Here is a 23221-nt window from a genome sequence, read left to right on the forward strand (position 1 = left end):
CCACCGCCGGGCAGGCGGGCATCCAGCGCCGGGTGGCCGCTGGCCAGGTGGTCGCTGGCCGGCCCGGTGCGCGCCGGGCCACGCCACAGCTGGCGGCCGTCCAGCAGACGGTCGAGCGCGACGACGGCACCCATCAGCCGGTCCTCCAGAGGAGGTGCCGGACAGGCGGGAAGCGGCAGGAATGGGCGGGAACGACGGGCATGGAGCGAGTATCGATGGGCCGGGATCAGGGGCTGAGACCGACATGCTACTCGCCTTGTAAGTAGAATTACTAATGAAATTCCGGGATGGGATTTCAGGTTGATGAAGGCCAAAGGCAGCCACGCATGGCGTGGATCTACCGGGGAATCCCCGACCCCGTCGACCTGCGCGTTGCGCCGTTTGTTCAATCCCGGCCGGGGACGCGGGGGGCACTCTGCAGGCCCCTCACTCACGGCCTGCCGATGAAACGCTGGATCCTCCGCCTGTACGCCCCGTTGTTCCTGTCCGCCTTCGTCGTCGCCGCCATCGCCTGGGTCGGCCACCACCACGGCAACCCGCTGTGGCTGCTGGCCCTGCTCGCCCTCGCCCTCGCCATCGCCGTTTCATTCGTGGCCGAACGCCTCTGGCCTTACGACCCGGCGTTCAACCACGACCACGGCGATACGCCGTCGATCTCCACCTGCCAGGGCGCACCATCGCTGAGCAGCAGCTGGTGGGCGTAATGCGCGTGCGTGCCGCTGCCACCAGCGTGGCCCTGCAGCAGGGCGGCGTGTGCATCCAGCAGCAGGGTGCCAGTTCAGGGCAGGGCGGGGTGGGGCATGCCGCAACTGTAGATCCACGCCGTGCGTGGATGGACCTCCACCGGAATTGAATCCATGCAGATCCGCCCCCCGTGCCGACCAACGGTCGGCACCCACCACCATCAGCAGCAGCCTCTATCAGCAGCAAGTTCCAACAGCTCGCAGGAAACTGTCGAAGGCGGGGTGGGTCCGGTTGAGGGGGTGTGAGCGGCATGGATGCCGCGACCAAGCCCCCATCGATGGGTTTACGGCGTCCCCCTCAACCGGATCCACCCCGCCATCCCACGGAATGCAGGCTTTTGACGTTGACGTTGACGTTGACGTTGACGTCAGCGGGTGCCGGGCGGCAGCCCGGCCGCCCCATCACCGCCCGTGCGGATCCGGGCGATGGTGCACGTACTCGACCACGGTGCCATCGGGATGCACCGCATTGAACGCCGCGCCGGTGGGCACGACCTGCAGCGGGAAGATGATCTCAGCGCCGGCCGCCACCAGCCTGTCGTGATAGGGCCGCACATCATCGACCAGCAACGTGCCGGTGGTGGAGGTGAACGGTGCCAGCGCGTCATCGCTGCCTTCGATCAGCAGGAACGCACCGACCATGGCCAGGCGCAGGCCGGCATCGGGGAATGGAAAGCCGGCATCGGCCACCACGCCCTGCAGCTGCTCGTAGAACGCCACGCTGCGCTCCAGCTCGCCGGGAGTGACGAACACGCGGATCAGTACGCGCGGGCTGCGCTGGCTGGAAGTATCACAGCGGTCGCGCCAGAGGTGGTCGAAAGTGCGGTGTACGTTCATGGGCTCGGTCCATCGCCGGGAACTCCCATTATCGGCACGCCCCTGCGGCCCGCTGATGATCGCCGGTAATGGCCTGATAACCAGGGCCAGATGGGGGCCTGTGACTTAGGTCCTGTTGACAGTCATCAACGGCCTCGCCCAATCTTAATGGGATGGGCCGCTCGACGGCCCGGGCAGGCAGGTTGTCACGCCGGGAGGAGGGTCCCGCGCGCAGACCGGTCCGTCCCCTGGCCCGCGGTGTGTTGCCTGGCAACGCCCGCGCGGCATGAACGCTGCACCCTTCGGCGGCACTTTCCTTGGACCGATTGCCTTGGCAACGGAATTACGCCCGCCGATGAAAACGTTTACAAAGCCGCTTGCCCTGTCCCTTGCGCTGTCTGCCGCGCTGGCCGCCCCGGCCTGGGCCGACACGGCCGCCTTCACCGTGCTGACCCTGGACCAGACGCCGACCGCCGATGCCATTCCCGCCCTGGCTGCCCAGCTGAAATCCCTGCAGGTGGACGCCGTCAGCGTGCGCCAGGTGCAGCGCGGCATCGGCCAGGTCGATCCGCTGCAGCTGCTGGCCGATGGCCTGGGCTACGAATACCGCTTCATCGCCGCCGGCAAGGATGACGGCCAGACCCAGCAGGGCCAGGCCGTGCTGACCCGCCTGCCGATCGCCGCCGAATCCGGCCCCGACCAGCCGGGCCTGAACTACCTGCGCCTGGACGATGGCCGCCACACCGTGGCGCTGTACACCGATGCCGGTGCGGGCGCCGCGCGCCTGCCGGCCCTGGTCACCCGTTCGCGCCTGGGCGCACCGGCCGTGCTGCTGGGTGCGGTGGCCGGTGAATCGGCCAAGGCCGCCGGCTTCGATCCGGCACGCGTGGCCCTGGAAGCCGACGCCAGCTACTTCAGCGATGGCTTCCAGGCTGCCAGCAGCGCGCCGTTCAAGATCGATGGCAGCGCCCTGCGCGCGACCCTGCTGACCCTGGCCTACGTGGCCGACAAGGGCGGCGAGCAGCCGTGGATGGACACCACCCTCAACGCCGATGCGCGCGCTGCGCTGCTGCTGAAGGCGATGACCGAGGACGAGAAGTTCCAGATGCTGCACAGCTACTTCGGGCTGGGCAAGGACGGTGGCCCGCTGCCGGAAGGCGCGGTGGGTTCGGCCGGTTTCGTGCCGGCGGTGCCGCGCCTGGGCATTCCGGCGCAGCAGTCGGCCGATGCCGGCGTGGGCGTGACCAACCCGGGCGGCATCCGTCCGGGTGACTTTGCCACCGCGATGCCGTCCGGCCCGTCCACCGCCTCCAGCTGGAACCGCGAAGTGGCCTTCGCCGGTGGCGCGACCATGGGCCGCGAAGCGTGGCAGCAGCGCTTCAACATCCTGCTGTCAGGCAGCGTCAACCTGCAGCGTGACCCGCGCAACGGTCGCAACTTCGAATACGCCGGTGAAGACCCGCTGCTGGCTGGTTCGATGGTCGGCGCGCTGATCCAGGGCGTGCAGAGCCAGCACGTGATCTCCTCGATGAAGCACTTCGCGCTGAACGACATGGAGACCCGCCGCAACTTCCACGACGTGCGCATCGGCGAACAGGCCATGCACGAATCGGACCTGCTGGCCTTCGAGATCGCGCTGGAAGCCGGTCGCCCGGGCGTGGCGATGTGCTCGTACAACAAGATCAACGGCACCTACGGCTGCGAGAACGGCTATCTGATGAACCAGGTGCTGAAGCAGGAATGGAAGTTCCCCGGTTTCGTGATGTCCGACTGGGGTGGCGTGCACAGCGGTTCGAAGGCGGCGCTGGCCGGCCTGGACCAGCAGTCGGCCGGTGAAGTGTTCGACGCGGCGGTGTTCTTCGACGAACCGCTGCGCCTGGCCGTGCACGGCGGCGTGGTGCCGCAGGCGCGCCTGAACGACATGGTGACGCGCATCCTGCGCACGATGTTCCTGCATGGCAACTTCGACAATCCGCCGCAGCACCAGAAGGTGGATGCCGAAGCCGGCTACGCCGTTGCCCAGCGCACGGTGGAAGAAGGCAGCGTGCTGCTGCGCAATGAAGGCAACCTGCTGCCGCTGGCCGACAGCGTGAAGCGCATCGTCATCATCGGTGGCCATGCCGACAAGGGCGTGATCGGTGGTGGTGGTTCGTCGATGGTGGGCGTGACCGCCAAGGGCACCAACGCAGTGCCGGGCGTGATGCCGACCACCTGGCCGGGTCCGGTGATCTTCCACCCGTCCTCGCCGTTGGAATCGCTGCGTGCAGCGCGTCCGGACGCGACCATCGAGTATGTGGACGGCAGCAACGCCGCTGCGGCGGCCAAGGCAGCCGCGCAGGCCGACGTAGCCATCGTATTCGCCACCCAGTGGGCGGCCGAATCGGTGGACCTGCCGGACATGCAGCTGCCCGACAACCAGGACGCGCTGATCTCGGCGGTGGCCAAGGCCAACCCGAAGACCGTGCTGGTGCTGGAAACCAACGGCCCGGTGCGTACCCCGTGGCTGGCGCAGGTGCCGGCGATGCTGCAGGCCTGGTACCCGGGCATCCGCGGTGGTGAAGGCATCGCCGCGCTGCTGACCGGCCAGGCAAACCCGTCCGGCCGCCTGCCGGTGACCTGGGTGGTGGACGAATCGCAGCTGCCGCGCCCGCACATCGACGGCCTGGGCTTCAAGCCGAAGAAGGAATTCGGCGACGTGTTCGATTTCGATATCGAAGGCGCCAACGTCGGCTACAAGTGGATGGCCGCCAAGGGCCTGACCCCGACCTTCGCGTTCGGCCACGGCCTGTCCTACACCTCGTTCGCCTATGAAAACCTGAAGGTGAGCGTGGAAGGTTCGCGCCTGGTCGCCAGCGTGGACATCCGCAACACCGGCAAGCGCGCCGGTGCGGACGTGGCCCAGCTGTACCTGAAGCTGCCGGCCGGCAGCAGCACGCCGATCCGCCTGATCGGCTACGACAAGGTGCAGCTGCAGCCGGGCGAACAGCGCCGCATCCGCATCGAAGCCGAGCCGAAGACCCTGGCCCACTACGATGCGCAGGCGCGCCAGTGGAAGATCGTCGGCGGTACCTACCAGGTGCAGCTGTCGCGCAACGCGGCCGAACCGCTGCAGACGGTGGACGTGCAGCTGGCGGAGCAGGTGCTGCGCTGATCCAGCGGGTTATTGATGTTCGAAGAAACGGCCCCGAAAAGGGGCCGTTTCTTTTTATGGGATGCCGCTGCGCTCACCGGGCATGGCCCGGCGCTACCCGGTCACGGTATCCCCGGCGGGCGCCATCATCAGCCCGGCGTGCCGGTGAACCACCCGCGCAGGAAATCGATCAACTGGCGAACCTTCGGCGAGGGCTGCGTGCTGTGCGGGTAGACGGCGTAGACGCTCTGCTGCGGGAAACGGTGCTGGCGCAGCACCGGCCGCAGGCGGCCGTGGGCCAGGTCGTCCTCGATCAGCCAGCGCGGCAGCACGGTAACGCCTGCACCGGCCAGAGCGAAGGCGCGCAGGCTGCTGGCCCCGTCCACGCGCACCACGGCATTGCCCGGATTGGTTGCAAACAATGCGTCGCTGCCGTCGGGCGCCACTACCGGCACATCGGCCAGGCGCGGATAGCCGAGGCGGGGCAGGGCGCCCAGCTGCACCGGGTCATCGGCCGCATCGGCAGAGGACAGGCGCGCCAGCAGCGACGGTGCGGCCACCGCGCACAGCGGGTGCCGCTCCAGTTCGCTGGCATGCAGGCCTGAATCCGGCAGGCGGCCAAGGCGGATCGCCACGTCGAAACGCTCGGGAATCAGGTCGGCCGGTGCCGGCGACGTGGACAGATGCAGCTGCAGCGCCGGATGCCGCGCGCGGAATGCCTCCAGCGCCGGGATCAGCCGCAGCTGCGCGTATTCCGGCGTGGTGGTCATGCGCAGCGTACCCTGCAGCTGGTGCTGGTCGCGGCGCGCGGCATCGATCGCCGCCTGGGCCGCATCCAGTGCCTGCACGCAATGCTGCAGGAACTGTTCACCGGCCTCGGTCAGGGCCAGATGGCGGGTACTGCGCAGCAGCAGGGTCACCCCCAGTTCCTGCTCCAGCCGCTTCAGGTTGAAGCTGACCACCGCGCGGCTGAGACCGAGGCGGTCGGCGGCCGCTGTGAGGCTGCCGGCGTCGACCACGGCGCGGAAGATGTCAAAGCGATCAAGGCTGACCATGGCGATTCGTTGTCAAAACATATTTGACAGTGTTGCAGCTGCTGTCGTGTTTTTCCAACAACCATCAAAAGGCATGATCGCCGCTTCCCCGCTGGAGCGACGCCGATGCCATCCCCCCGCCTGCGCCACGAGGCGATCTTTCTGCTGGTGTTCGCCCTGGACCTGGTCAACATGTTCATCGCCACGGTTGCCTACCCCGCGCTGGCGGCCGAGCTGCATGCGGATGTCGGAATGCTGGCGTGGGTCGGCACGGCCTACATGCTGGGACTGAGCGTGGTGATTCCGCTGGCACCGTGGCTGGCCGCGCGCTGTGGCGAGCGCCGTCTGCTGCTGGTGGCGCTGCTGCTCTTCGCGCTGGCGGCGGCCTTCGCCGGTGCGGCGCCGGGCATCGGCTGGCTGCTGGGCTGGCGGCTGCTGCAGGGCCTGGCCGGTGGACTGCTGATCCCGGTCGCGCAGGCTGCGGCCTACCGGCAGTGCAGCCCTGACCAGCGCGGCGCGCTGACCCGCCGCATCCTGCTGGTGGCGCTGCTGGTTCCGGCAATGGCACCGGCGCTGGGTGGGCTGCTGGTGCAGTGGCTGTCCTGGCGCGGCGTGCTGTGGGCCAGCCTGCCGCAGGCACTGGCGGCGATGGGTCTGGTGCTGGCATGGATGCCGGCCGATGGTGAGCGCACCGCACCCCGGCTGCAGGCCTATGCGCTGGCCACGGCGATGAGCGCGCTGGGCGTGCTGCTGCTGGCGCTGACCTGGCTGGGCGAGCCAGGCCATCGGATTGCCGGTGCTGTGCTGTTGCTGCTGGCGCTGGTGCTGGCGACCGCCCACCTGCGCCACGCACGTCGGCAGGCACAGCCGCTGCTGCGCTGGTCGATGCTGTCCCATCGCGGGCTGCGGCTGGCGATGCTGGTCTATCTGGCCGTGCCGGGCGTTTTCATCGGCAGCCAGCTGGCCAGCACGTTGCAGCTGCACCAGGCCGGTTACAGCGCCGCACGCATCGGTGCGCTGATGCTGCCGTGGGCGCTGGCCTCGGCGCTGGCCATCACCGGCAGCCATCGCCTGCTGGCGCGGTTCGGGCCTGCGGCAGCGCTGCGTGGCGGGATGTTGCTGCAGGCGTCGGGCCTGCTGCTGATGGCCCTGCTGCCGCAGCCGTCCTTCGCGCTGGCGGCACTCCTGTTCGCGCTGATGGGGGCGGGCGGCAGCCTGTGCAGCAGTACCGCGCAGACGCTGGCCTTCCATGGTGTAGAGGCAGAAGCGCTGGGTGATGCCAGTGCACTGTGGAATCTCAACCGACAGCTCAGCTTCTGTCTTGGCACCGCCGCCATCGCGCTGCTGCTGGCCCTGGCCATGCAGTGGCTGCCGGCGCGGGCCACCGGTGTGGCGCTGGGCCTGGCCGCTTTCCTTACCCTGCTGCCGATGGCGCTGTTGCGCCGCACGCAGCCCCTGACACTTGCGCAACCGGAGCATGCCTGATGCAACAAACAGCCGAACATGAAATCCACGAACTGCACGACACACTGCAGGCCTGGTTCCGCGCCGAAGTCGCCGCTGAAGCACTCGACGAACTGATGGCGCATTTCTGCGCCGACTTCAGCATGGTCGGCATTGCCGGGCGGCGGCTGGATCGGCAGGCGGTACAGGCGTTGTTCGTGGGTGGGCATGGTGCGCGCCCCGGCCTGCGCATCGCCATCGACGCCGTGCAGGTGATTGACGCGCCGTCACCGCTGGCCGTGCTGCGCTATCGCGAGGGGCATGCGGTGGGTGATGGGGCGGTCGCGTGGCGGGAGTCGCTGGCGGTGCTGCGGCAGGAACAGGGGCGTTGGCGCTGGTTGGCGCTGCATGAGGTTCAATCGGGCTGACGGATCCGCCGGGCATGGCCCGGCGCTACCTCGGGGCGCGGATCGGATCCGCCGGGCATGGGACGCCGCCCCTCGGGGCCGCGGGTCGGTAGCGCCGGGCCCTGCCCGGCGAGCGCTCCGATGCCACACGGCACATGTGCCATCAGTCCTGCCCCCAAAGAGCGCAGAACGCAAAGCCTGCACACACTTCACCGGGCAGGGCAGGAGTAGGCTTGGGACTTTCCTGTCGGGAGGGGTTTCCATGCGTGTGCGTGCCGTTGCTGTAGCGATCGCCCTTGGCCTGTCCAGCACCGTGCTGGCCGCCGATACCCCGCCGATGACCCCGGACATCAGCGGCAAGCCCTTCGTGGTCCCCGATGTTGGCCGTGACTATGACAAGCGCGTGGTGATGGTGCCGATGCGCGATGGCACCAAGCTGTACACCGTCATCGTGGTGCCCAAGGGCGCGCACAACGCGCCGATCCTGCTGACCCGCACGCCGTACGACGCGGCCGGCCGCGCCAGCCGCACCGATTCGCCGCGCATGCGCGACATGCTGCCGCAGGGCGATGAGGTGTTCGTCGATGGCGGCTACATCCGCGTCTTCCAGGACATCCGCGGCAAGTACGGTTCCGAAGGCGATTACGTGATGACCCGGCCGTTGCGCGGTCCGCTGAACAACACCAAGGTCGACCATTCCACCGATGCGTGGGATACCATCGACTGGCTGGTCAAGCACGTGCCGGAGACCAACGGCAAGGTCGGCATGCTGGGCTCGTCGTATGAGGGCTTCACGGTGGTGATGGCCTTGACCGACCCGCACCCGGCGCTGAAGGTTGCCGCACCGGAAAGTCCGATGGTCGACGGCTGGATGGGCGACGACTGGCTCAACTACGGCGCGTTCCGCCAGGTCAATTTCAATTACTTCGCGATGCAGACCGAGAAGCGCGGCAAGGGCACGCCGCTGCCCAGCCTCGGCTACGACGATTACAGCACTTTCCTGCGTATCGGTTCGGCTGGCGACTATGCGCACTTCACCGGCGTGGACCAGCTGACCTGGTGGAAGAAGCTGGTACAGCACCCGTCCTACGATGCCTTCTGGCAGGGCCAGGCGCTGGACGCGGTGATGGCGAAGACGCCGCTGAAAGTGCCGACCATGTGGCTGCAGGGCCTGTGGGACCAGGAAGACATGTGGGGCGCCAACCATGCCTACCAGGCGATGGAGGGCCGCGACTCCGGCAACACCCTCAACTATCTGGTGATGGGCCCGTGGCGGCACAGCCAGGTGAACTACACCGGTGACTCGCTGGGCGCGCTGAAGTTCGACGGTGATACTGCGCTGCAGTTCCGCCGCGACGTGCTCAAGCCGTTCTTCGACCAGTACCTGGTGGACGGCGCACCGAAGGCCGATACGCCGCCGGTATTGATCTACAACACCGGTGAAAACCATTGGGACCGCCTGCAGGGCTGGCCGCGCAGCTGCCAGAAGGAGTGCGCCGCAGCCAGCAAGCCGCTGTACCTGCGTGCCGGTGGCAAGCTGGCCTTCCAGGCGCCGGCGGCGGGCGAGGGTGACTTCGAGGAATACGTGTCCGACCCGGCCAAGCCGGTGCCGTTCGTGCCGCGTCCGGTGCGCTTCGGCGATCGTGACATGTGGACCACCTGGCTGGTGAAGGACCAGCGCTTCGTCGATGGTCGACCGGACGTGCTGACCTTCATCACCGAGCCGCTGAGCGAACCGCTGCGCATCGGTGGCGCGCCGGCGGTGCACCTGCAGGCGTCGACCAGTGGCACCGACAGCGACTGGGTGGTGAAGCTGATCGACGTGTACCCGGACCAGGATGCCTCGTCGCCGGAAATGGGTGGTTATGAGCTGCCGGTCTCGCTGGCGATCTTCCGCGGCCGCTATCGCGAGAGCTTCAGTGAGCCCAAGGCGCTGGTGGCCAACCAGGTGCAGCCGTACCGCTTCGACCTGCCCAATGCCAACCACGTGTTCCAGAAGGGGCACCGGGTGATGGTGCAGGTGCAGTCCAGCCTGTTCCCGCTGTACGACCGCAACCCGCAGACCTATGTGCCGAACATCTACCTGGCAAAGCCGGGGGATTACCAGAAGGCCACGCAGCGGGTCTGGCACAGCGCCGCACAGGCCAGTTACATCGATCTGCCGGTGTATTGAGGTTGGTGAGCGCGCCGGGCTCTGCCCGGCGGTGCATGCAACAGCGTGTCGACCAACGGTCGACACCCACCAGAGCGGAGGCCAATCCGCCAGAGCGCAGGTCACCCCACCTTCGAGGGCCCGGTACGCCAGCGGATGGGTACCAGGCCGAAGCGTTTGCGGAAGGCCGCTGCGAAGTTGCTCGGGTGGCGGTAGCCGGTCGCGGCCGCCGCCTGCTCGACGCTCCAGCCACGTTCGCGCAGGCCCTGCTCGGCGTGGTGCATGCGCTGTTCCTGCAGGTAATCGAACACCGAACAGCCATACTAGCGCGGGCCCGCCGCCGCAGCGACGGGCCGGGGACAATGGATTATGCGCCCAGTGCAGGGTAGTCGGTGTAGCCGTGTTCGCCGCCGCCATACAGGGTATTGGGGTCGAGGTCGGCCAGAGCGGCGCCGCTGCGCAGGCGTGCCACCAGATCGGGGTTGGCGATGAACGGTCGGCCGAAGGCCACCATGTCGGCGTAGCCGCTGGCAACGGCCTGCTCGGCACGCACGGCGTCGTAGCCGTTGTTGGCAATCCACGGGCCACGGAAACGCGCACGCAGGCCGGCGTAGTCGAAGGCGAGGTTGTCACGGTCGCCGCCAGTGGCCCCTTCGATGACATGGATGAAGGCCAGGCCCTCGATGGTGTCCAGGCGCTCCACCGCGCGGTCGAACAGCGGCTGCGGATTGCTGTCGTGCGCATCGTTGACCGGCGTGACCGGCGACAGGCGCACGCCGGTGCGGGCCGGGCCAATGGCTTCGGCCACCGCGCTGACCACTTCAAACAGCAGGCGCGTGCGGTTCTCGATGCTGCCACCATAGGCATCGCTGCGGTGGTTGCTGCCATCGCGCAGGAACTGGTCGATCAGGTAGCCATTGGCGGCGTGCACTTCCACGCCATCGAAGCCCGCGGCAATCGCGTTGCGCGCGGCGGTGCGGTAGTCCTCGATCAGCGCCGGGATTTCCTCGATGTCCAGTGCACGTGGCGCCGACACATCCTCGAAGCCATTGGCGGTGAAGGTCTTGCCATTGGCACGGATCGCGCTCGGTGCCACCGGCACTTCGCCTTCCGGCAGCAGGCTGGTGTGGGAGATGCGGCCAACGTGCCAGAGCTGCAGCACGATGCGGCCACCGGCGGCGTGCACCGCGTCGGTTACCGGCTTCCATCCAGCCACCTGCGCGTCGCTGTAGATGCCCGGGGTGTCGAGGTAGCCCTGGCCGAGCGGGCTGATCTGCGTTGCCTCGGCAATGATCAAGCCGGCGCTGGCACGCTGCTGGTAGTAAGTGATTGCCAGCGGTGAGGGCACGCGGTCGGGCAGCGCACGGTTGCGCGTCAGCGGTGCCATGGCGATGCGGTTGGCCACGGCGATATCGCCAAGGTGGGTGGGCGTGAACAGCAGATCGGCGGCAGGGCTCATTGAAGGTTCCACTGGGGGGAGAGGTGTGGCTTGGAGCATAAGCGCGAATGCGTTGCAGCGATGAGAAGGTTCGTTGCAGGCAATGGGCGTCGAATGTCGCTGCAGATGGCACGTCCGTAACACGCGCGGGCGTAACGTCATCAACAGGCGGACACGCTCCGCATCGATGACCAACACGTGGAGAACACAGATGATCGACTATCAGCTCAAGGGCAAGACCGCGATCGTGACCGGAGGTGTGTCCGGCATCGGCCTGGCCGTGGCGGAACTGCTTGCTGCATCCGGTGCCAGCCTCTCGGTGTGGGACCTGAAACAGGACGCCGTGGATGCCACCGTGCAGCGCCTGAAGGCGAAGGGCGTGCAGGCCATGGGCGTCGCATTGGACGTAACTGATGAAACGGCGGTAGAGGCAGCGGTACAGCGCACGGTGAAGGAGTTGGGGGGCATCGACGTGGCGGTGAACAACGCCGGCATCGGCGGCCCGGCCGCGAGCAGTGGCGACTATCCGGTCGATGGCTGGAAGCGCGTGGTCGATGTGAACCTGACCAGCGTGTTCCTGTGCCAGCGTGCGCAGATCCAGGCGATGCGCGCGGCGGGCAAGGGCGGCAGCATCATCAACATGGCCTCGATCCTGGGCCAGGTGGGCTATGCCGGTTCGACCGCCTACGTGGCGGCCAAGCACGGCGTGGTGGGCCTGACCCAGACCGCCGCGTGGGAACACGCCGGCGACGGCATCCGCATCAACGCGGTCGGCCCGGGCTTCATCGCCACGCCGCTGCTGGAGAAGATGGATGCCAAGGTGCGCGCAACGCTGGAAGGGCGCCATGCACTTAAGCGCCTGGGCACGCCGGAAGAAGTGGCGGCGCTGGTGGCTTGGCTGGCCAGTGATGATGCCTCGTTCGCGACCGGCACCTACTACGCGATCGACGGTGGCTACCTGGCGCAGTGATGCACTGAAGCCCGGCGCTGCCGGCTGAACCGGCCGTGGTGGCACCTTCACCGTGGTGCTACGGCCCTCGCGCGACGCTCCGGGGAAACTCCCGGAGCCTGCCGATGGAACTGACCCAGGATGTATCGATCTTGCTGCGCGTGGCCGCGGCGATGCTGTTCGGCGGCGTGCTGGGCGTCGAACGCGAGATGGGCAAGCACGCTGCGGGCCTGCGCACGCACATGTTGATTGCCGGGGCGGCGGCGCTGATCGTCGGCCTCGGTGATTCGGTGGCCGAACATTTCCAGCAGGAGCGCTACCGCGACCTGCTGCAGGTCGATCCGGTGCGCCTGATCGAGGCGGTGGTGGCCTGCGTTGGTTTCGTGGCGGCGGGCACCATCCTTCGCGGCAACCGCGAGGACCAGGTCAGCGGATTGACCACGGCAAGTTCGCTGGTGATGGCTGCGGCCATCGGCATCGCGGTGGGCATCGGCAAGTACGTGATCGCCATCGGGGTGAGCGTGCTGTGCGTGCTGGTGCTGGCGGTGATCCGGCGGGTGGAGAGGAAGCTCTGATCGGATCCCCGCAGGGGCTCTGACCCCAATGGCAGCCAAATGGTCGGACCAATGTAAAGGCGAAAGCTGTGATTAAATAGGATTCTCGCCTGCTTTGATCGCCTGCCTTGAATCGTTTGTGCCTATCCTTCAATAAATGGTCATACCAATATGGGTCTGCCGCCAGGTGGACTTCATGACCTCGACGCGTGTCTCCGACAAGGTGGCCGCGCAGCTGCGCCTGCTGGTGCAGGAACAGCAGCTGCAGCCCGGCGACCGGCTGCCGGCCGAGCGCACTCTGGCGCTGGAGCTGGGAGTCTCGCGCACCGCGCTGCGCGAGGCTATCGCGCAGCTGGCCAGCCAGGGGCTGCTGACCGCGCGCGTCGGCGGCGGCACCTACGTGGCCGACCCGGCGGCACTCGCCCGGCAGGCGCTGCAGGAACCCCTGGTGCCCTACCTGCCGGTGTTCCAGGGCGATCCGGAATACCGTTTCGATGTGCTGGAGATCCGCCACGCGCTGGAAGGTGCCACGGCGTGGCATGCCGCGCTGCGTGCCACCGAGGAGGATCGCGCGCGCATCAGTCGGGCCTTCCAGACCATGCTGGACGCGCACGGCAAGAATGACCCGGCCGGCGAGGCCGCAGCCGATGCGGCCTTCCACCTGTCCATCGCCGAGGCCTCGCACAACCTGGTGCTGCTGCAGGTGATGCGCGGCCTGTTCGAGCTGCTGCAGACCAACATCTCGCAGAGCCGCGAGAAGCTCTACACCTCGGCAGCAACCTTCTCGCCGCTGTCCGACCAGCATCGCGAGATGATGGATGCGGTGCTGGCGGGCGAGCCCGAACGCGCGCGCGCCGCGGCCCATGCCCACCTTGAGTTCGTGCACACCACGCTGCGCACGCTCGATGACAACGAAGCCCGGCGTGCGCGGGCCTCGCGTCTCCCTTCCCCGCATGGCTGATGACTTCCGGCTGACCCCATGATCATTTCCGCTTCCACCGACTACCGTGCCGCAGCCGAGCGGCGACTGCCGCCGTTCCTGTTCCACTACATCGATGGCGGCGCGTATGCCGAGCACACGCTGAAGCGCAACGTTTCCGACCTGTCCGACATCGCGCTGCGCCAGCGCATCCTGCGCAACATGTCCGACCTCAGCCTGGAAACCGAGCTGTTCGGCGAAACGCTGGCGATGCCGGTGGCGCTGGCGCCGGTCGGCCTGACCGGCATGTACGCCCGGCGCGGTGAGGTACAGGCCGCGCGTGCGGCTGACAGCCGTGGCATTCCGTTCACCCTGTCGACCGTCTCGGTGTGCCCGATCGAGGAAGTCGCGCCGGCCATCCAGCGGCCGATGTGGTTCCAGCTGTACGTGTTGCGCGACCGCGGCTTCATGCGCAACGCGCTGGAGCGTGCGCAGGCGGCTGGTGTGACCACCCTGGTGTTCACCGTGGACATGCCGGTGCCCGGCGCGCGCTATCGTGACGCGCATTCGGGCATGAGCGGTCCCAAGGCCTCGCTGCGCCGCATCGGCCAGGCCATCACCCACCCGCGCTGGGCGTGGGACGTGGGCCTGCTCGGGCGCCCGCACGACCTCGGCAACATTTCCGCCTACCGCGGCAACCCGACCGGACTGGCGGACTACATCGGCTGGCTGGGCAGCAACTTCGACCCGTCCATTTCCTGGAAGGACCTGGAGTGGATCCGCGAGTTCTGGAAGGGGCCGATGGTGATCAAGGGCATCCTCGACCCGGACGACGCGCGCGACGCGGTTAAGTTCGGCGCCGATGGCATCGTGGTCTCCAACCACGGTGGCCGCCAGCTGGATGGCGTGCTGTCCACCGCACGCGCACTGCCGGCCATCGCCGATGCCGTGCAGGGCGACCTGAAGATCCTTGCCGATTCGGGCATCCGCAACGGCCTGGACGTGGTGCGCATGCTGGCGCTGGGTGCCGACACGGTGCTGCTGGGCCGCGCCTTCGTCTATGCACTGGCCGCACAGGGTGAGGCCGGCGTGGCCAACCTGCTGGACCTGATCGCCAAGGAAATGCGCGTTGCGATGACGCTGACCGGCGCGCGCCGCATCGCCGATATCGGCCGCGACTCGCTGGCCAGCCTGCCATGAGCGACCACGCGAGCGTGCTGGCGCAGCTGCGTGCCGCCGTCGGCAGCCGCCATGTGCTGACCGGTGACAAGGCGACGCGTCGTTTCCGCCGCGGCTATCGGTTCGGCGAAGGCCCGGTGCTTGCCGTGGTGCGCCCGGGCACGCTGCTGGAACTCTGGCGGGTGCTGCAGGCGGCGGTGCAGGGTGGGGCGGCGATCATCCTGCAGGCGGCCAATACCGGCCTGACCGGCGGTTCCACTCCCGATGGCGGCGACTACGATCGGCCGATCGTACTGGTCAGCACGCTGCGCCTGACCGGCATCCAGCTGTTGAACGAGGGCCGCCAGGTACTGTGCCTGCCCGGGGCGACGCTGGATCGTCTGGAGCAGATGCTGGCACCGCTGGGGCGCGAGCCGCATTCGGTGATCGGCTCGTCGTGCATCGGTGCCTCGGTGCTGGGCGGCATCTGCAACAACTCCGGCGGCGCACTGGTGCGCCGTGGCCCGGCCTATACCGAGCTGGCACTGTTCGCGCAGGTCGATGCACAAGGCCAGCTGCAGCTGGTCAACCACCTCGGCATTGCCCTCGGCGATGCGCCTGAGCAGATCCTGCAGCGCCTGCAGGCGGGCGACTATAGCCCGTCCGACATTGGCGACGGCGATGGCCGCGCTGCCTCCGATGCGCGTTATGCCGAGGATGTGCGACGTGTCGATGCGGATACGCCCGCGCGTTTCAACGCCGATCCCGGTCGCCATTACGAGGCCTCCGGTTCGGCGGGAAAACTGGCGGTGTTCGCCGTGCGCCTGGATACGTTCGAGAAGGAAGCCGCCGAGGTGTTCTACATCGGCAGCAACCGCACCGCCACGCTCACCGCCATCCGCCGCCAGTTGCTGACTGGCTTCGAGCGCCTGCCGATTGCCGGTGAGTACATCCACCGCGATGCGTACGACATCGGCGAGCGCTACGGCAAGGACACCTTCCTGCTGATCGATCGCCTCGGCACGGCGCGCGTGCCGACGGCGTTCGCGCTGAAGAGCCGCGTGGATGGCTGGTTCGAGCGGCTGGGCCTGCGCGGGGTGACCGACCGGGTGATGCAGGCGCTGGTCGGCCTGCTCCCGTCGCACCTGCCGCCACGCATGGGCGAGTTCCGCCAGCGCTACGAACATCACCTGCTGCTGAAGGTGTCGGCGCAGGATGCCGCGGAGACCGAGCGCTGGCTGCGCGAGTGCTTCGCCAACAATGAGGGTGGTTTCTTCCGCTGCAGCGCCGAGGAAGGGCGCAAGGCGTTCCTGCATCGTTTCGCCGTGGCTGGCGCGGCCGTGCGCTACCGGGAAGTCCATCGCGCGCAGGTCCAGGACATCGTGGCGCTGGACATCGCCCTGCGCCGCGACGATGCGGACTGGTTCGAGACGCTGCCCGCCGACATCGATGGGCGCCTGCTGCACAAGCTGTACTACGGGCACTTCCTCTGCCATGTGTTCCACCAGGATTACATCGCGCGCAAAGGCGAAGACCCGGTGGCCATCGAACATGCGATGTGGGCGCTGCTGGACCAGCGTGGCGCGGAGTATCCGGCCGAACACAACGTCGGCCACCTGTACCCGGCCAAGCCGGCGCTGGCTGGTTTCTATCGGCAGCTGGACCCGAGCAACACGTTCAATCCCGGTATCGGCCACACGTCCAAGGTGGCGGGGTGGGGCGGCTGCGATTGCAGCGGGCATTGACTATCATCGGCATTCCGGAGGGACGCGCCGAGGCGCAGGAGTGACGATGCACACGATGATTTCGCGAGCCGCGTGGCTTGCGCTGCTGCTGTCCGCGCCGGCACTGGCATCTGCGCAGGGATCGATCCTGCCGCAGCAGCGCGACGCTGCAGGCAATGTGATGGAACCGCTGGGCCAGGTGGTGTTGCCCGGCGACGATGGCCGGGACCGCCTGCAGAACTGCACGGCCGACCGTGCCTGGTGCGTGGCCCTGCAGCCCAGCGACACCGAAGGTGAGGCATCCACCACGCTGGTGGTGACCGAACGTGCACAGGGCACGGGCCAGCCGCAGTCGTGGCACGTGACGATGGATGTGCCGTCTGAAGGTGAGCTGTCACTGTGGCCATGGATCGTGCGCCTGGCACCGGGCGTGGGTGCCGACCAGGCCGTGGCCGATCCGCAGCAGCGTGTGCGGCAGAACGTGCTGGTCGGCGGCATCAGCAAGGTCGGCAACATGTATTCCGGCGGCGGTGCCGATGCGTCGCGCCTGCAGCTGGCACGGGTGCGGCACCTGGACGACGGCATCCAGGTCGACAATGACGTGCTCGGTGTGGCCTGGGCGGGACATGCGGAGATCCGTGCCTGCTTCAGCGAGCAGGATATGAAGCAGCGCGCTGGCGCCTGCCATGACAGCTACGGGTTCTCGGCCAGGCTCTCGCTGGATTCCACCGCCACGGCGATGCCGGTGCTGCGCTACCGGACGGTGGCCACGCGCTTCCCGGCCGGTGTGTCACGCAACGAGGATTCGCTGGCCAAGGGCCCGCTGACGAAGAAGGACCTGCGCACCGAGCAGGACCCTGCGTGCACCTATGTGCGCACGTTCCGCTTCAGTGGTGGTGCTTATCAGCCGGACCAGGCGCTGCCGGACTGCGCGGGCTATACCGAGCCCTGAGCGCGGTAGCGTCGAGCTTGCTCGACTGCGTTTGCGGGGGCAGCCAAGCATGGCTCGGCTCTACAGAAGGCCAGAGCAGCCGAGCATGGGCTTGGCTCTACAGAAGGGTCACTCGCAGCGTGCGGCGGTGATGACGTTGTTCTTGTCCACGTACACGCGCAGGCGGTCCGGGCGGATGTCCTTGGTGGTGATGGTGGTCGGTCCGATCGGGTTGACCAGGCCGGCACCGCTTTCGCTGGACAGGCGCCGCATGTTGGCCTCGTTGGCCGGCTGGCCCACGGCCCAGCCCAGCGTGCTGGCATCGCAGCGGCCGCTGCCCTTGACCTGCGGGCCGGGCGTGCTGACGCAGGCCGACAGCAGCAGTGCAGTGGCAGGAAGCAGCAGGTACAGGCGGGGGGCAGTCATGCGGGCGCTCCATTGCAGGGGAATGGCCGCACCATAGCACTGTCTGACGCGGCCCCGACAGCGATCGCATCATTGCCGATGGCCGACCGTCGATGCATAGTGCGCGAACGTGCGGCATCGCGCCGACGGGCAGGTCGGGCCATTCCGGCGCAGGTACGGAACAGGGTATGAAGGCAGGCAGTGCGCACGGACAGGGCTGGCTGACCTCGATGGCAGTGCTGCCGTTGCTGCTGGCAACGGCGACGGCCAACGCCGCGACCATCGACCCGGCAGTGGCGGCCGCAACAGCCGATGCTGCCCCCGTGTTCGGTGGCTGGCGAAACCTGCAGACCGAGGCCGGCCATGAGCCGGCGCAGCGCAACCTGGCGTTCGGCATGCTGCCGCAGGAAGCGACCCGCGGCGACCGCTTCGTCATCCTTGATCGCGAAGGCCGCCGCGCGGTGTGCTGCCTGCAGGTGGCCAGTCCGTCGCTGGGCGTGGCCGCGCTGCGCGAGCAGTACCATCTCGCACAGGCCGGGGTGGATGACCTCGGCAACGTGCGCAGCCCGTCCCGGCCCTATGTGCCGCATGTCTATGCGATGCAGCGGGTGGATGAGCTGGCCGATTACACCTTCGCCGATGTTGCCGGTGCCTACAGTGACCTGGGCGGCCTGCTGCTGCCGGAAGCTGCCGCGCTGGACCCGGAGGCGACCACGGTGCGCTTGGGGGAGGTGCAGTACCGGGTGCAGTTCCAGCGCCTGCCCTTTGCCGATGACGACGGTGCGCTTGACCGCTACACCCTGCAGGCCCCGGGCCATGGCCCGGCGAAGGTCGTGGAAGTGCCGTTCGGGACGTACTGAGCGGGTAGGCGGCCCTCTACAATAGGCGCGCGGCGCTGCCTGTCGTGCCCTGTTTACGTGAGTTTCCACCGTGTCACTGCGTCCCATGCTGTTGTTGTCCCTGACCACCTTGGCTGCCTGTGCCAGCGCGCCGCCGCCGCCGCCGCCGCCGGCCCATTCCGATGCGCTGTGGCGCCTGATCGAGCGCGACTGCGGAGGGAGCGATGGCCCGCGAGGTGCCTGCCTGCAGGTGCAGCCCGGCGCCGACCGCCGCGACGTACTGGTCAAGGATTCGCATGGGGATTACCAGTTCCTGCTGATGCCGCTGGACAAGGTCAGTGGCATTGAAAGCCCCGGCCTGTACCGCAAGGGCGTGCCGAACTACTTCGCCGCCGCATGGCAGGCGCGCTCGCATACCCAGCAGGCGCTTGGCCAGCCGCTGCCGCGCGAAGTGGCCAGCCTGGCGTTGAACTCGCCGCATGGTCGCTCGCAGCACCAGTTGCACATCCACGTGGACTGCCTGCGTGCCGAGGTGGTGCAGGCGCTGGACGCGCAGCGTGCAGCGCTGGGGCAGCAGTGGGCGCCGCTGCCGGTGCCGCTGCGTGGCCACCCGTACCAGGCGCGCGTGCTGCCGGGCGCGGAGCTGACCGCCAACCCGCTGAACCTGCTGGCCTTCGACCTGAGCGGCCCGGCCGACGTCGGCAGCTGGAGCCTGCTGGTGGCCGGTCACCGCGATGCGCACGGCGCTCCCGGGTTCGTGCTCTTGGCGACCCGGCTCGACACCGCCACCGGCAACGACGCCAGTGCCGAGGAGCTGCAGGACCACGCGTGCAGCGTGCTGACCGGCGCCGGTTCCGCGCTGGAGCGGGTGCGCTAGCCCCGCGCGGGATGCTGGCGGCGCCAGGTCGGCGCGGTCAGCGCATGCAGGCTGCGGTCTTCCCAGCCGTCAGGGCCCAGGTGATGGTCGCGAAGCAGGCCTTCGTTCTCGAAGCCGGCGGCGCGCAGCACGTCTGCAAGCCCGGCGCTGTCGTCGGGTGGAAGCATCACATACACACGGTGCAGTCCGACCTGTTCGAACAGGAACGGGCACAGCGCCTGCAGCGTGTCGGCGAAGCGTTGCGCATCGGTCCAGTCGGCCTGGCAGAAGCGCTGCAGCTCGGCGCTGCGGTCGCGCGCGGACTGCAGCCGCACGGTCAGCTGGTCGATCAGGGTATGGCTGGGCTGGTCGAACACGCCCAGCAGCAGGCGGTCATTGTCCTCCTGCAGGCGCGAGCGCTGGATGCCGATGAACAGCTGCACCTCGGCCTCGTTGCGGCAGTTCAGGTTGCAGCGGGTGCGGCGCTGCCCGCACAGCGTGCGCCAGCCGGACAGGTCGGTGCGCTGCAGCGAGCGCAGGTTGATGGAACCATGGCCCAGCAGCAGCAGGTGGCGGCGCAGTACCGGGTGCAGGGCAGGAAGGGACGTGGGGTTCGGTTCGATGCACATCCGGCCACGATCCCGTCTGCGCGGGGCGATGCCCATGAAATTTGTTGCAAAGTGCGGAGCGTACTGCGCGATGGTTCACGGCCGTTCAGGGATGAAGGCGCGGTTGCAGGGCGCTTGTTTGTGCGATGCAGATGGCGCAACGTGTGCGAACGGCCGATGCTGTGGCCTTTCCACGCAGGGAGTGCACGGATGGATGCAAGGATGCTGTTGATCGCCGGGATGCTGCTGGGCGTGTCGCCAGGCTGCCATCCGGGCGAAACCGGAACCGCGCGCAATGAGATCGCGCAGCGCCCCGTCAAGGCGGACGTATCGGAGGCGCAGGCGACCGGTCACGCCGCCTCTCCCGATGATGAGCGGGCGCCCGTGCCTGCGCCTGCGCGTCCACGTGCCGCCGCAGCTGGACCGCTGGCACAACACGCCATGCCATCGAATGCGGCCTATCTCGTAGGAGAGTCGCGACTGCTGAACGGCGGTGAATTGTCGGGCGACCAGGCCGAGGCCACTCTCCTTTCCAGCAGAAGCTTCAAAGCAGCCCTGCAACAGTTCGAAGCGGATGCGTCGCTAAGTCCGGATGCGCAGGATCTGACCCGGTTGTACCACGCCGCGGCGACCCGTGCGCTGGGCGCGGACGTGGCGCTGGCCTCGCTGTCGTGTGGCTACACCCTGTGCATGGGCGAGGTGCGCAGCCGCAGCCAAGGTGGATTCCGTGACTGGGTTGGCGTGTTCGGCAAGGACCGCGGCGCACCGCATTACGCGTTGATGACGGCCGAGTATCCGCTGGGAAACGGGCAGTCTTCGGGGCGGTTCGTGTTCTCGATCAATCCCACTGCCAACGGCATCAGCCAGTAGCGCCGAGCCTGCTCGAGTACCGCACGCTCGCCGTCAGGGCAGCGCCTGCACGCTGTACGACTCGATGACGTAGCTGAAGGCCTGCTGCTGGTGGTCGCGCAGCAGGGCACGCACTTCCAGGATGACGCCATGGTCGCCATCGCCGCGCGGTGGCCAGAAGGTCTGGTCGGCAAGGGTCTGGCGCTGGAAGCCGAGGGGGCCGACCACGCGGCCGAACGGTTCGTCGCTGCTGTCCAGCACTTGGTTCATCGCCGCGCTGAGACGGCCCGGCAGGTACCAGTTGTCGGCTTCGGAGAGCACGCGGCTGCCGCAGAACAGTTGCACACGGCGATAGCGCAGTGCCGTATCGGCGCCCGCACCGAGCGCCTTCAGCACGTCGGCCGGTGCCGCCTTGTCCTGGCCGTGCACGCGCACGGCGCGCACGCGGGCCTGCTCGGCCAGGCCATGCTCGGCGCACCAGCTTTCCAGCGTACCGGTTGCACTGGGGCCGGCCAGCACGCGCTGGTGCAGCTGCTCGACCAGGGCGGCGGGCGCGACGCGCTGCTGTCCGGGCGGCGCCTGCAGCGGCGCGGTGGCACCGGCATCGGCGGCGGACAGGCTGGCGATCGGGGCAGCGGCCAGCAGGGATGCGGCCTGCCAGCGGCGGAGACGATCGTGGCGGTCGGACGGGCCCATGCGGCATCACAGCGGAAACAGGCGCCCATGTTACCCGTTCAGGCGTGTCCCCGGCGTGCCGAAAGCGTCGCGACCCTTCGGGCATTCATCGCGTTGCCAAATACGAGGCATGCAGATATTTCGTTGGCCGATGGGCCGGGCGCGGCGCACGATGGGGCCCTTGTCTGGCTTTCCGGGAGTTCCCCCCATGACCCTGCAGTTCATCCACGGCGGCGTCGACCGCGAGGGTGCGCCGGTGCATTTCCACATCCGCGACGGGCGTTTCGAGGGTTTCAACCGCACAGCGGGCCCGGCTGAAGGTGCCGAGGTCATCGACCTGCAGGGTTTTACCCTGCTGCCGGGCCTGGTGGATGGGCACATCCACCTGGACAAGAGTTTCGTCGGCGACCGCTGGCATCCGCACCAGCCGGTGGCCAGCCTGCGCGAGCGCTTGGCGGTGGAAAAGGCCGCCGTGGCCGACGCCGCGCCGATGGTGGACCGCGCCGTGGCGCTGATCCGCCAGTGCAGCGGCTTCGGTACCGTGGCGATGCGCTGCCACGTCGATATCGACGCCAGCACCGGCCTGCGGCACCTGCAGGCCGTGCGCGAGGCTGCGCAGCGCTGCGCAGACTTCATGCAGATCCAGCTGGTGGCGTTCCCGCAGGCGGGGGTGATGTCCTGCGCGGGCACGGCCGTGGTGCTGGAGCAGGCCCTGGCCGAGGGCGTGGAGGTGCTGGGTGGCATCGACCCGACCACGCTGGATGGCGATGCCGAGGGGCAGCTGGCCCTGCTGTTCGGCCTGGCCGAGCGCTATGGCGTGCGCCTGGACATCCACCTGCACGAACCGGGCGAAGCCGGCCTGGCCCAGCTGCTGCGCATCGCCGCGCGTACGCGTGCTGCCGGGCTGCAGGGCAGGGTGGCGGTCAGTCACGCCTACGCACTGGGCGAGGTGCCGCTGGCGCGCGCACTGCCGGTGGGCGAGGCCCTGGCGGCCGCCGGCGTGGCGATCATGAGCAACGCGCCGGGCGATCATCCGTTCCCGCCGCTGCGGGCGCTGCATGATGCCGGGGTGCGGGTGTTCGCGGGCAACGACAACATCCGTGACTGCTGGTGGCCCTACGGTAATGGCGATCTGCTGCAGCGGGCGATGCTGCTGGGCTACCGTTCGGGGTTCTACACGGATGCGGACCTGATGCTGGCGTTGAACATGGTCACCACGCATGCGGCGGCGGTGATCGGGTTGCCGGACTACGGGATGGGCGAGGGGCTGCCGGCGACGTTCGTGGCGGTGCGGGCGGATCACGGTCCGGCAGCGGTGGCAGGTGTGCCGGTCGAGCGGCGCGTGGTTGTCCAGGGAAGGTGGGTGTAGTCGGCAGGGCTTGCAGCCCTGCACCTGCCGAATCAAATTCAACGTCAAAAAGCCAGAGCGGCATTCCGTGGGATGGCGGTGCGGTGTAAGTGGTCAGGACACGCCGTAAATGCCCCTCCGGGGTCCTGCCCACCTACACCCCCGCCTCTGACAGTTCCCGTGTGCTGTTGGTGGGTGCCGACCGTTGGTCGGCACATCTGTCGGATATCGACTGAATTCATC

Annotated in this window: 20 protein-coding genes and 3 pseudogenes; 15 read left to right on the forward strand and 8 right to left on the reverse strand. The window is 68.2% G+C overall.

Annotated elements, in window-relative coordinates; genetic code table 11:
- A pseudogene (locus DCO49_RS20680) lies at positions 1–134 on the reverse strand (DNA lesion error-prone repair protein ImuA); the annotation flags it as partial.
- A gap of 309 nt (positions 135–443) precedes the next feature.
- On the opposite strand from DCO49_RS20680, the pseudogene DCO49_RS13330 reads away from it, so the two are divergent.
- Positions 444–644: pseudogene (locus DCO49_RS13330) on the forward strand (sterol desaturase family protein); the annotation flags it as partial.
- A gap of 501 nt (positions 645–1145) precedes the next feature.
- Here DCO49_RS13330 and DCO49_RS13345 read toward each other — a convergent pair.
- Entirely contained in the window at positions 1146–1580 is a 435-nt protein-coding gene (locus DCO49_RS13345) for a glyoxalase (protein ID WP_079222247.1), read from the reverse strand.
- Positions 1581–1914: 334 nt separating this feature from the next.
- Here DCO49_RS13345 and DCO49_RS13350 point away from each other — a divergent pair, with 334 nt between their 5' ends.
- Positions 1915–4710: a glycoside hydrolase family 3 protein gene (locus tag DCO49_RS13350; RefSeq protein ID WP_116864437.1), complete on the forward strand. Its 2796-nt coding sequence runs from the start codon at positions 1915–1917 to the stop codon at positions 4708–4710.
- 128 nt (positions 4711–4838) lie between these two features.
- On the opposite strand, the gene DCO49_RS13355 is transcribed toward DCO49_RS13350, so the two are convergent.
- Complete coding sequence (locus tag DCO49_RS13355) at positions 4839–5744, reverse strand: LysR family transcriptional regulator (RefSeq protein WP_116864438.1); 906 nt, start codon at positions 5742–5744, stop codon at positions 4839–4841.
- 105 nt (positions 5745–5849) lie between these two features.
- On the opposite strand from DCO49_RS13355, the gene DCO49_RS13360 reads away from it, so the two are divergent.
- From DCO49_RS13360 to DCO49_RS13370, 3 genes are all read left to right on the forward strand, one after another.
- Positions 5850–7208: an MFS transporter gene (locus DCO49_RS13360; RefSeq protein ID WP_116864439.1), complete on the forward strand. Its 1359-nt coding sequence runs from the start codon at positions 5850–5852 to the stop codon at positions 7206–7208.
- On the forward strand, positions 7208–7594 hold the full coding sequence (locus DCO49_RS13365) for a DUF4440 domain-containing protein (RefSeq protein ID WP_116864440.1): 387 nt from the start codon (positions 7208–7210) through the stop codon (positions 7592–7594). The genes DCO49_RS13360 and DCO49_RS13365 overlap by 1 nt, the downstream gene beginning before the upstream one ends.
- Before the next feature lie 241 nt (positions 7595–7835).
- Positions 7836–9746, forward strand: coding sequence for a CocE/NonD family hydrolase (locus tag DCO49_RS13370; RefSeq protein WP_116864441.1), 1911 nt, complete (start codon positions 7836–7838; stop codon positions 9744–9746).
- A gap of 101 nt (positions 9747–9847) precedes the next feature.
- On the opposite strand, the pseudogene DCO49_RS13375 reads toward DCO49_RS13370, so the two are convergent.
- Both DCO49_RS13375 and DCO49_RS13380 read right to left on the reverse strand, forming a co-directional pair.
- Positions 9848–10048 (reverse strand): annotated as a pseudogene (locus tag DCO49_RS13375) (helix-turn-helix domain-containing protein); the annotation flags it as partial.
- A 44-nt stretch (positions 10049–10092) separates the two neighbouring features.
- A complete protein-coding gene (locus DCO49_RS13380; protein ID WP_116864442.1) occupies positions 10093–11184 on the reverse strand; it encodes an alkene reductase in 1092 nt (363 codons plus the stop codon).
- A 190-nt stretch (positions 11185–11374) separates the two neighbouring features.
- Between DCO49_RS13380 and DCO49_RS13385 the strand changes: the two genes are divergently transcribed.
- From DCO49_RS13385 to DCO49_RS13410, 6 genes are all read left to right on the forward strand, one after another.
- Positions 11375–12133, forward strand: a complete 759-nt coding sequence (locus DCO49_RS13385; protein ID WP_116864443.1) for an SDR family NAD(P)-dependent oxidoreductase — start codon at positions 11375–11377, stop codon at positions 12131–12133.
- Between the two features lie 104 nt (positions 12134–12237).
- On the forward strand, positions 12238–12687 hold the full coding sequence (locus DCO49_RS13390) for an MgtC/SapB family protein (RefSeq protein WP_116864444.1): 450 nt from the start codon (positions 12238–12240) through the stop codon (positions 12685–12687).
- A 175-nt stretch (positions 12688–12862) separates the two neighbouring features.
- A complete protein-coding gene (gene lldR / locus DCO49_RS13395; RefSeq protein WP_116864455.1) occupies positions 12863–13627 on the forward strand; it encodes a transcriptional regulator LldR in 765 nt (254 codons plus the stop codon).
- An 18-nt stretch (positions 13628–13645) separates the two neighbouring features.
- Positions 13646–14785, forward strand: a complete 1140-nt coding sequence (gene lldD, locus DCO49_RS13400; RefSeq protein ID WP_116864445.1) for an FMN-dependent L-lactate dehydrogenase LldD — start codon at positions 13646–13648, stop codon at positions 14783–14785.
- On the forward strand, positions 14782–16488 hold the full coding sequence (dld, locus tag DCO49_RS13405; RefSeq protein ID WP_116864446.1) for a D-lactate dehydrogenase: 1707 nt from the start codon (positions 14782–14784) through the stop codon (positions 16486–16488). Before lldD ends, dld begins: the two co-directional genes overlap by 4 nt.
- Before the next feature lie 46 nt (positions 16489–16534).
- Positions 16535–17419 (forward strand): hypothetical protein, encoded by an 885-nt coding sequence (locus tag DCO49_RS13410; RefSeq protein ID WP_116864447.1) that lies wholly within the window; start codon positions 16535–16537, stop codon positions 17417–17419.
- A 108-nt stretch (positions 17420–17527) separates the two neighbouring features.
- Here the strand turns inward: DCO49_RS13410 and DCO49_RS13415 are convergent, their stop codons facing one another.
- Positions 17528–17824, reverse strand: coding sequence for an I78 family peptidase inhibitor (locus tag DCO49_RS13415; RefSeq protein WP_116864448.1), 297 nt, complete (start codon positions 17822–17824; stop codon positions 17528–17530).
- Between the two features lie 167 nt (positions 17825–17991).
- On the opposite strand from DCO49_RS13415, the gene DCO49_RS13420 reads away from it, so the two are divergent.
- Positions 17992–18663 (forward strand): decarboxylase, encoded by a 672-nt coding sequence (locus DCO49_RS13420; protein WP_116864449.1) that lies wholly within the window; start codon positions 17992–17994, stop codon positions 18661–18663.
- 70 nt (positions 18664–18733) lie between these two features.
- Positions 18734–19519, forward strand: coding sequence for a CDP-diacylglycerol diphosphatase (locus tag DCO49_RS13425; protein ID WP_116864450.1), 786 nt, complete (start codon positions 18734–18736; stop codon positions 19517–19519).
- Here the strand turns inward: DCO49_RS13425 and DCO49_RS13430 are convergent.
- The gene (locus DCO49_RS13430) at positions 19516–20127 is read right to left on the reverse strand and encodes a GNAT family protein (protein ID WP_116864451.1); all 612 of its coding nucleotides are present in this window, start codon (positions 20125–20127) and stop codon (positions 19516–19518) included. The two genes, DCO49_RS13425 and DCO49_RS13430, sit on opposite strands and share 4 nt — an antisense overlap.
- A gap of 201 nt (positions 20128–20328) precedes the next feature.
- Here DCO49_RS13430 and DCO49_RS13435 point away from each other — a divergent pair, with 201 nt between their 5' ends.
- Positions 20329–20976: a hypothetical protein gene (locus tag DCO49_RS13435; RefSeq protein ID WP_116864452.1), complete on the forward strand. Its 648-nt coding sequence runs from the start codon at positions 20329–20331 to the stop codon at positions 20974–20976.
- A gap of 33 nt (positions 20977–21009) precedes the next feature.
- Here the strand turns inward: DCO49_RS13435 and DCO49_RS13440 are convergent, their stop codons facing one another.
- Positions 21010–21651: a hypothetical protein gene (locus tag DCO49_RS13440; protein ID WP_116864453.1), complete on the reverse strand. Its 642-nt coding sequence runs from the start codon at positions 21649–21651 to the stop codon at positions 21010–21012.
- 187 nt (positions 21652–21838) lie between these two features.
- On the opposite strand from DCO49_RS13440, the gene DCO49_RS13445 reads away from it, so the two are divergent.
- Positions 21839–22999 (forward strand): amidohydrolase family protein, encoded by a 1161-nt coding sequence (locus tag DCO49_RS13445; protein WP_116864454.1) that lies wholly within the window; start codon positions 21839–21841, stop codon positions 22997–22999.
- Positions 23000–23221 lie beyond the last annotated feature (222 nt).

Origin of the sequence: Stenotrophomonas sp. SPM (assembly GCF_003105135.1) — a bacterium.
Classification (GTDB): domain Bacteria; phylum Pseudomonadota; class Gammaproteobacteria; order Xanthomonadales; family Xanthomonadaceae; genus Stenotrophomonas.

Coding starts and splice junctions, on each gene's coding strand:
- DCO49_RS13355 (WP_116864438.1), bottom strand. CDS start 5,744: ATGGTCAGCCTTGATCGCTTTGACATCTTCCGCGCCGTGGTCGACGCC.
- DCO49_RS13360 (WP_116864439.1), top strand. CDS start 5,850: ATGCCATCCCCCCGCCTGCGCCACGAGGCGATCTTTCTGCTGGTGTTC.
- dld (WP_116864446.1), top strand. CDS start 14,782: ATGAGCGACCACGCGAGCGTGCTGGCGCAGCTGCGTGCCGCCGTCGGC.
- lldD (WP_116864445.1), top strand. CDS start 13,646: ATGATCATTTCCGCTTCCACCGACTACCGTGCCGCAGCCGAGCGGCGA.
- DCO49_RS13440 (WP_116864453.1), bottom strand. CDS start 21,651: ATGGGCCCGTCCGACCGCCACGATCGTCTCCGCCGCTGGCAGGCCGCA.
- DCO49_RS13380 (WP_116864442.1), bottom strand. CDS start 11,184: ATGAGCCCTGCCGCCGATCTGCTGTTCACGCCCACCCACCTTGGCGAT.
- DCO49_RS13435 (WP_116864452.1), top strand. CDS start 20,329: ATGCTGTTGATCGCCGGGATGCTGCTGGGCGTGTCGCCAGGCTGCCAT.
- DCO49_RS13365 (WP_116864440.1), top strand. CDS start 7,208: ATGCAACAAACAGCCGAACATGAAATCCACGAACTGCACGACACACTG.
- DCO49_RS13430 (WP_116864451.1), bottom strand. CDS start 20,127: ATGTGCATCGAACCGAACCCCACGTCCCTTCCTGCCCTGCACCCGGTA.
- DCO49_RS13390 (WP_116864444.1), top strand. CDS start 12,238: ATGGAACTGACCCAGGATGTATCGATCTTGCTGCGCGTGGCCGCGGCG.
- lldR (WP_116864455.1), top strand. CDS start 12,863: ATGACCTCGACGCGTGTCTCCGACAAGGTGGCCGCGCAGCTGCGCCTG.
- DCO49_RS13420 (WP_116864449.1), top strand. CDS start 17,992: ATGAAGGCAGGCAGTGCGCACGGACAGGGCTGGCTGACCTCGATGGCA.
- DCO49_RS13345 (WP_079222247.1), bottom strand. CDS start 1,580: ATGAACGTACACCGCACTTTCGACCACCTCTGGCGCGACCGCTGTGAT.
- DCO49_RS13410 (WP_116864447.1), top strand. CDS start 16,535: ATGCACACGATGATTTCGCGAGCCGCGTGGCTTGCGCTGCTGCTGTCC.
- DCO49_RS13445 (WP_116864454.1), top strand. CDS start 21,839: ATGACCCTGCAGTTCATCCACGGCGGCGTCGACCGCGAGGGTGCGCCG.
- DCO49_RS13415 (WP_116864448.1), bottom strand. CDS start 17,824: ATGACTGCCCCCCGCCTGTACCTGCTGCTTCCTGCCACTGCACTGCTG.
- DCO49_RS13350 (WP_116864437.1), top strand. CDS start 1,915: ATGAAAACGTTTACAAAGCCGCTTGCCCTGTCCCTTGCGCTGTCTGCC.
- DCO49_RS13370 (WP_116864441.1), top strand. CDS start 7,836: ATGCGTGTGCGTGCCGTTGCTGTAGCGATCGCCCTTGGCCTGTCCAGC.
- DCO49_RS13385 (WP_116864443.1), top strand. CDS start 11,375: ATGATCGACTATCAGCTCAAGGGCAAGACCGCGATCGTGACCGGAGGT.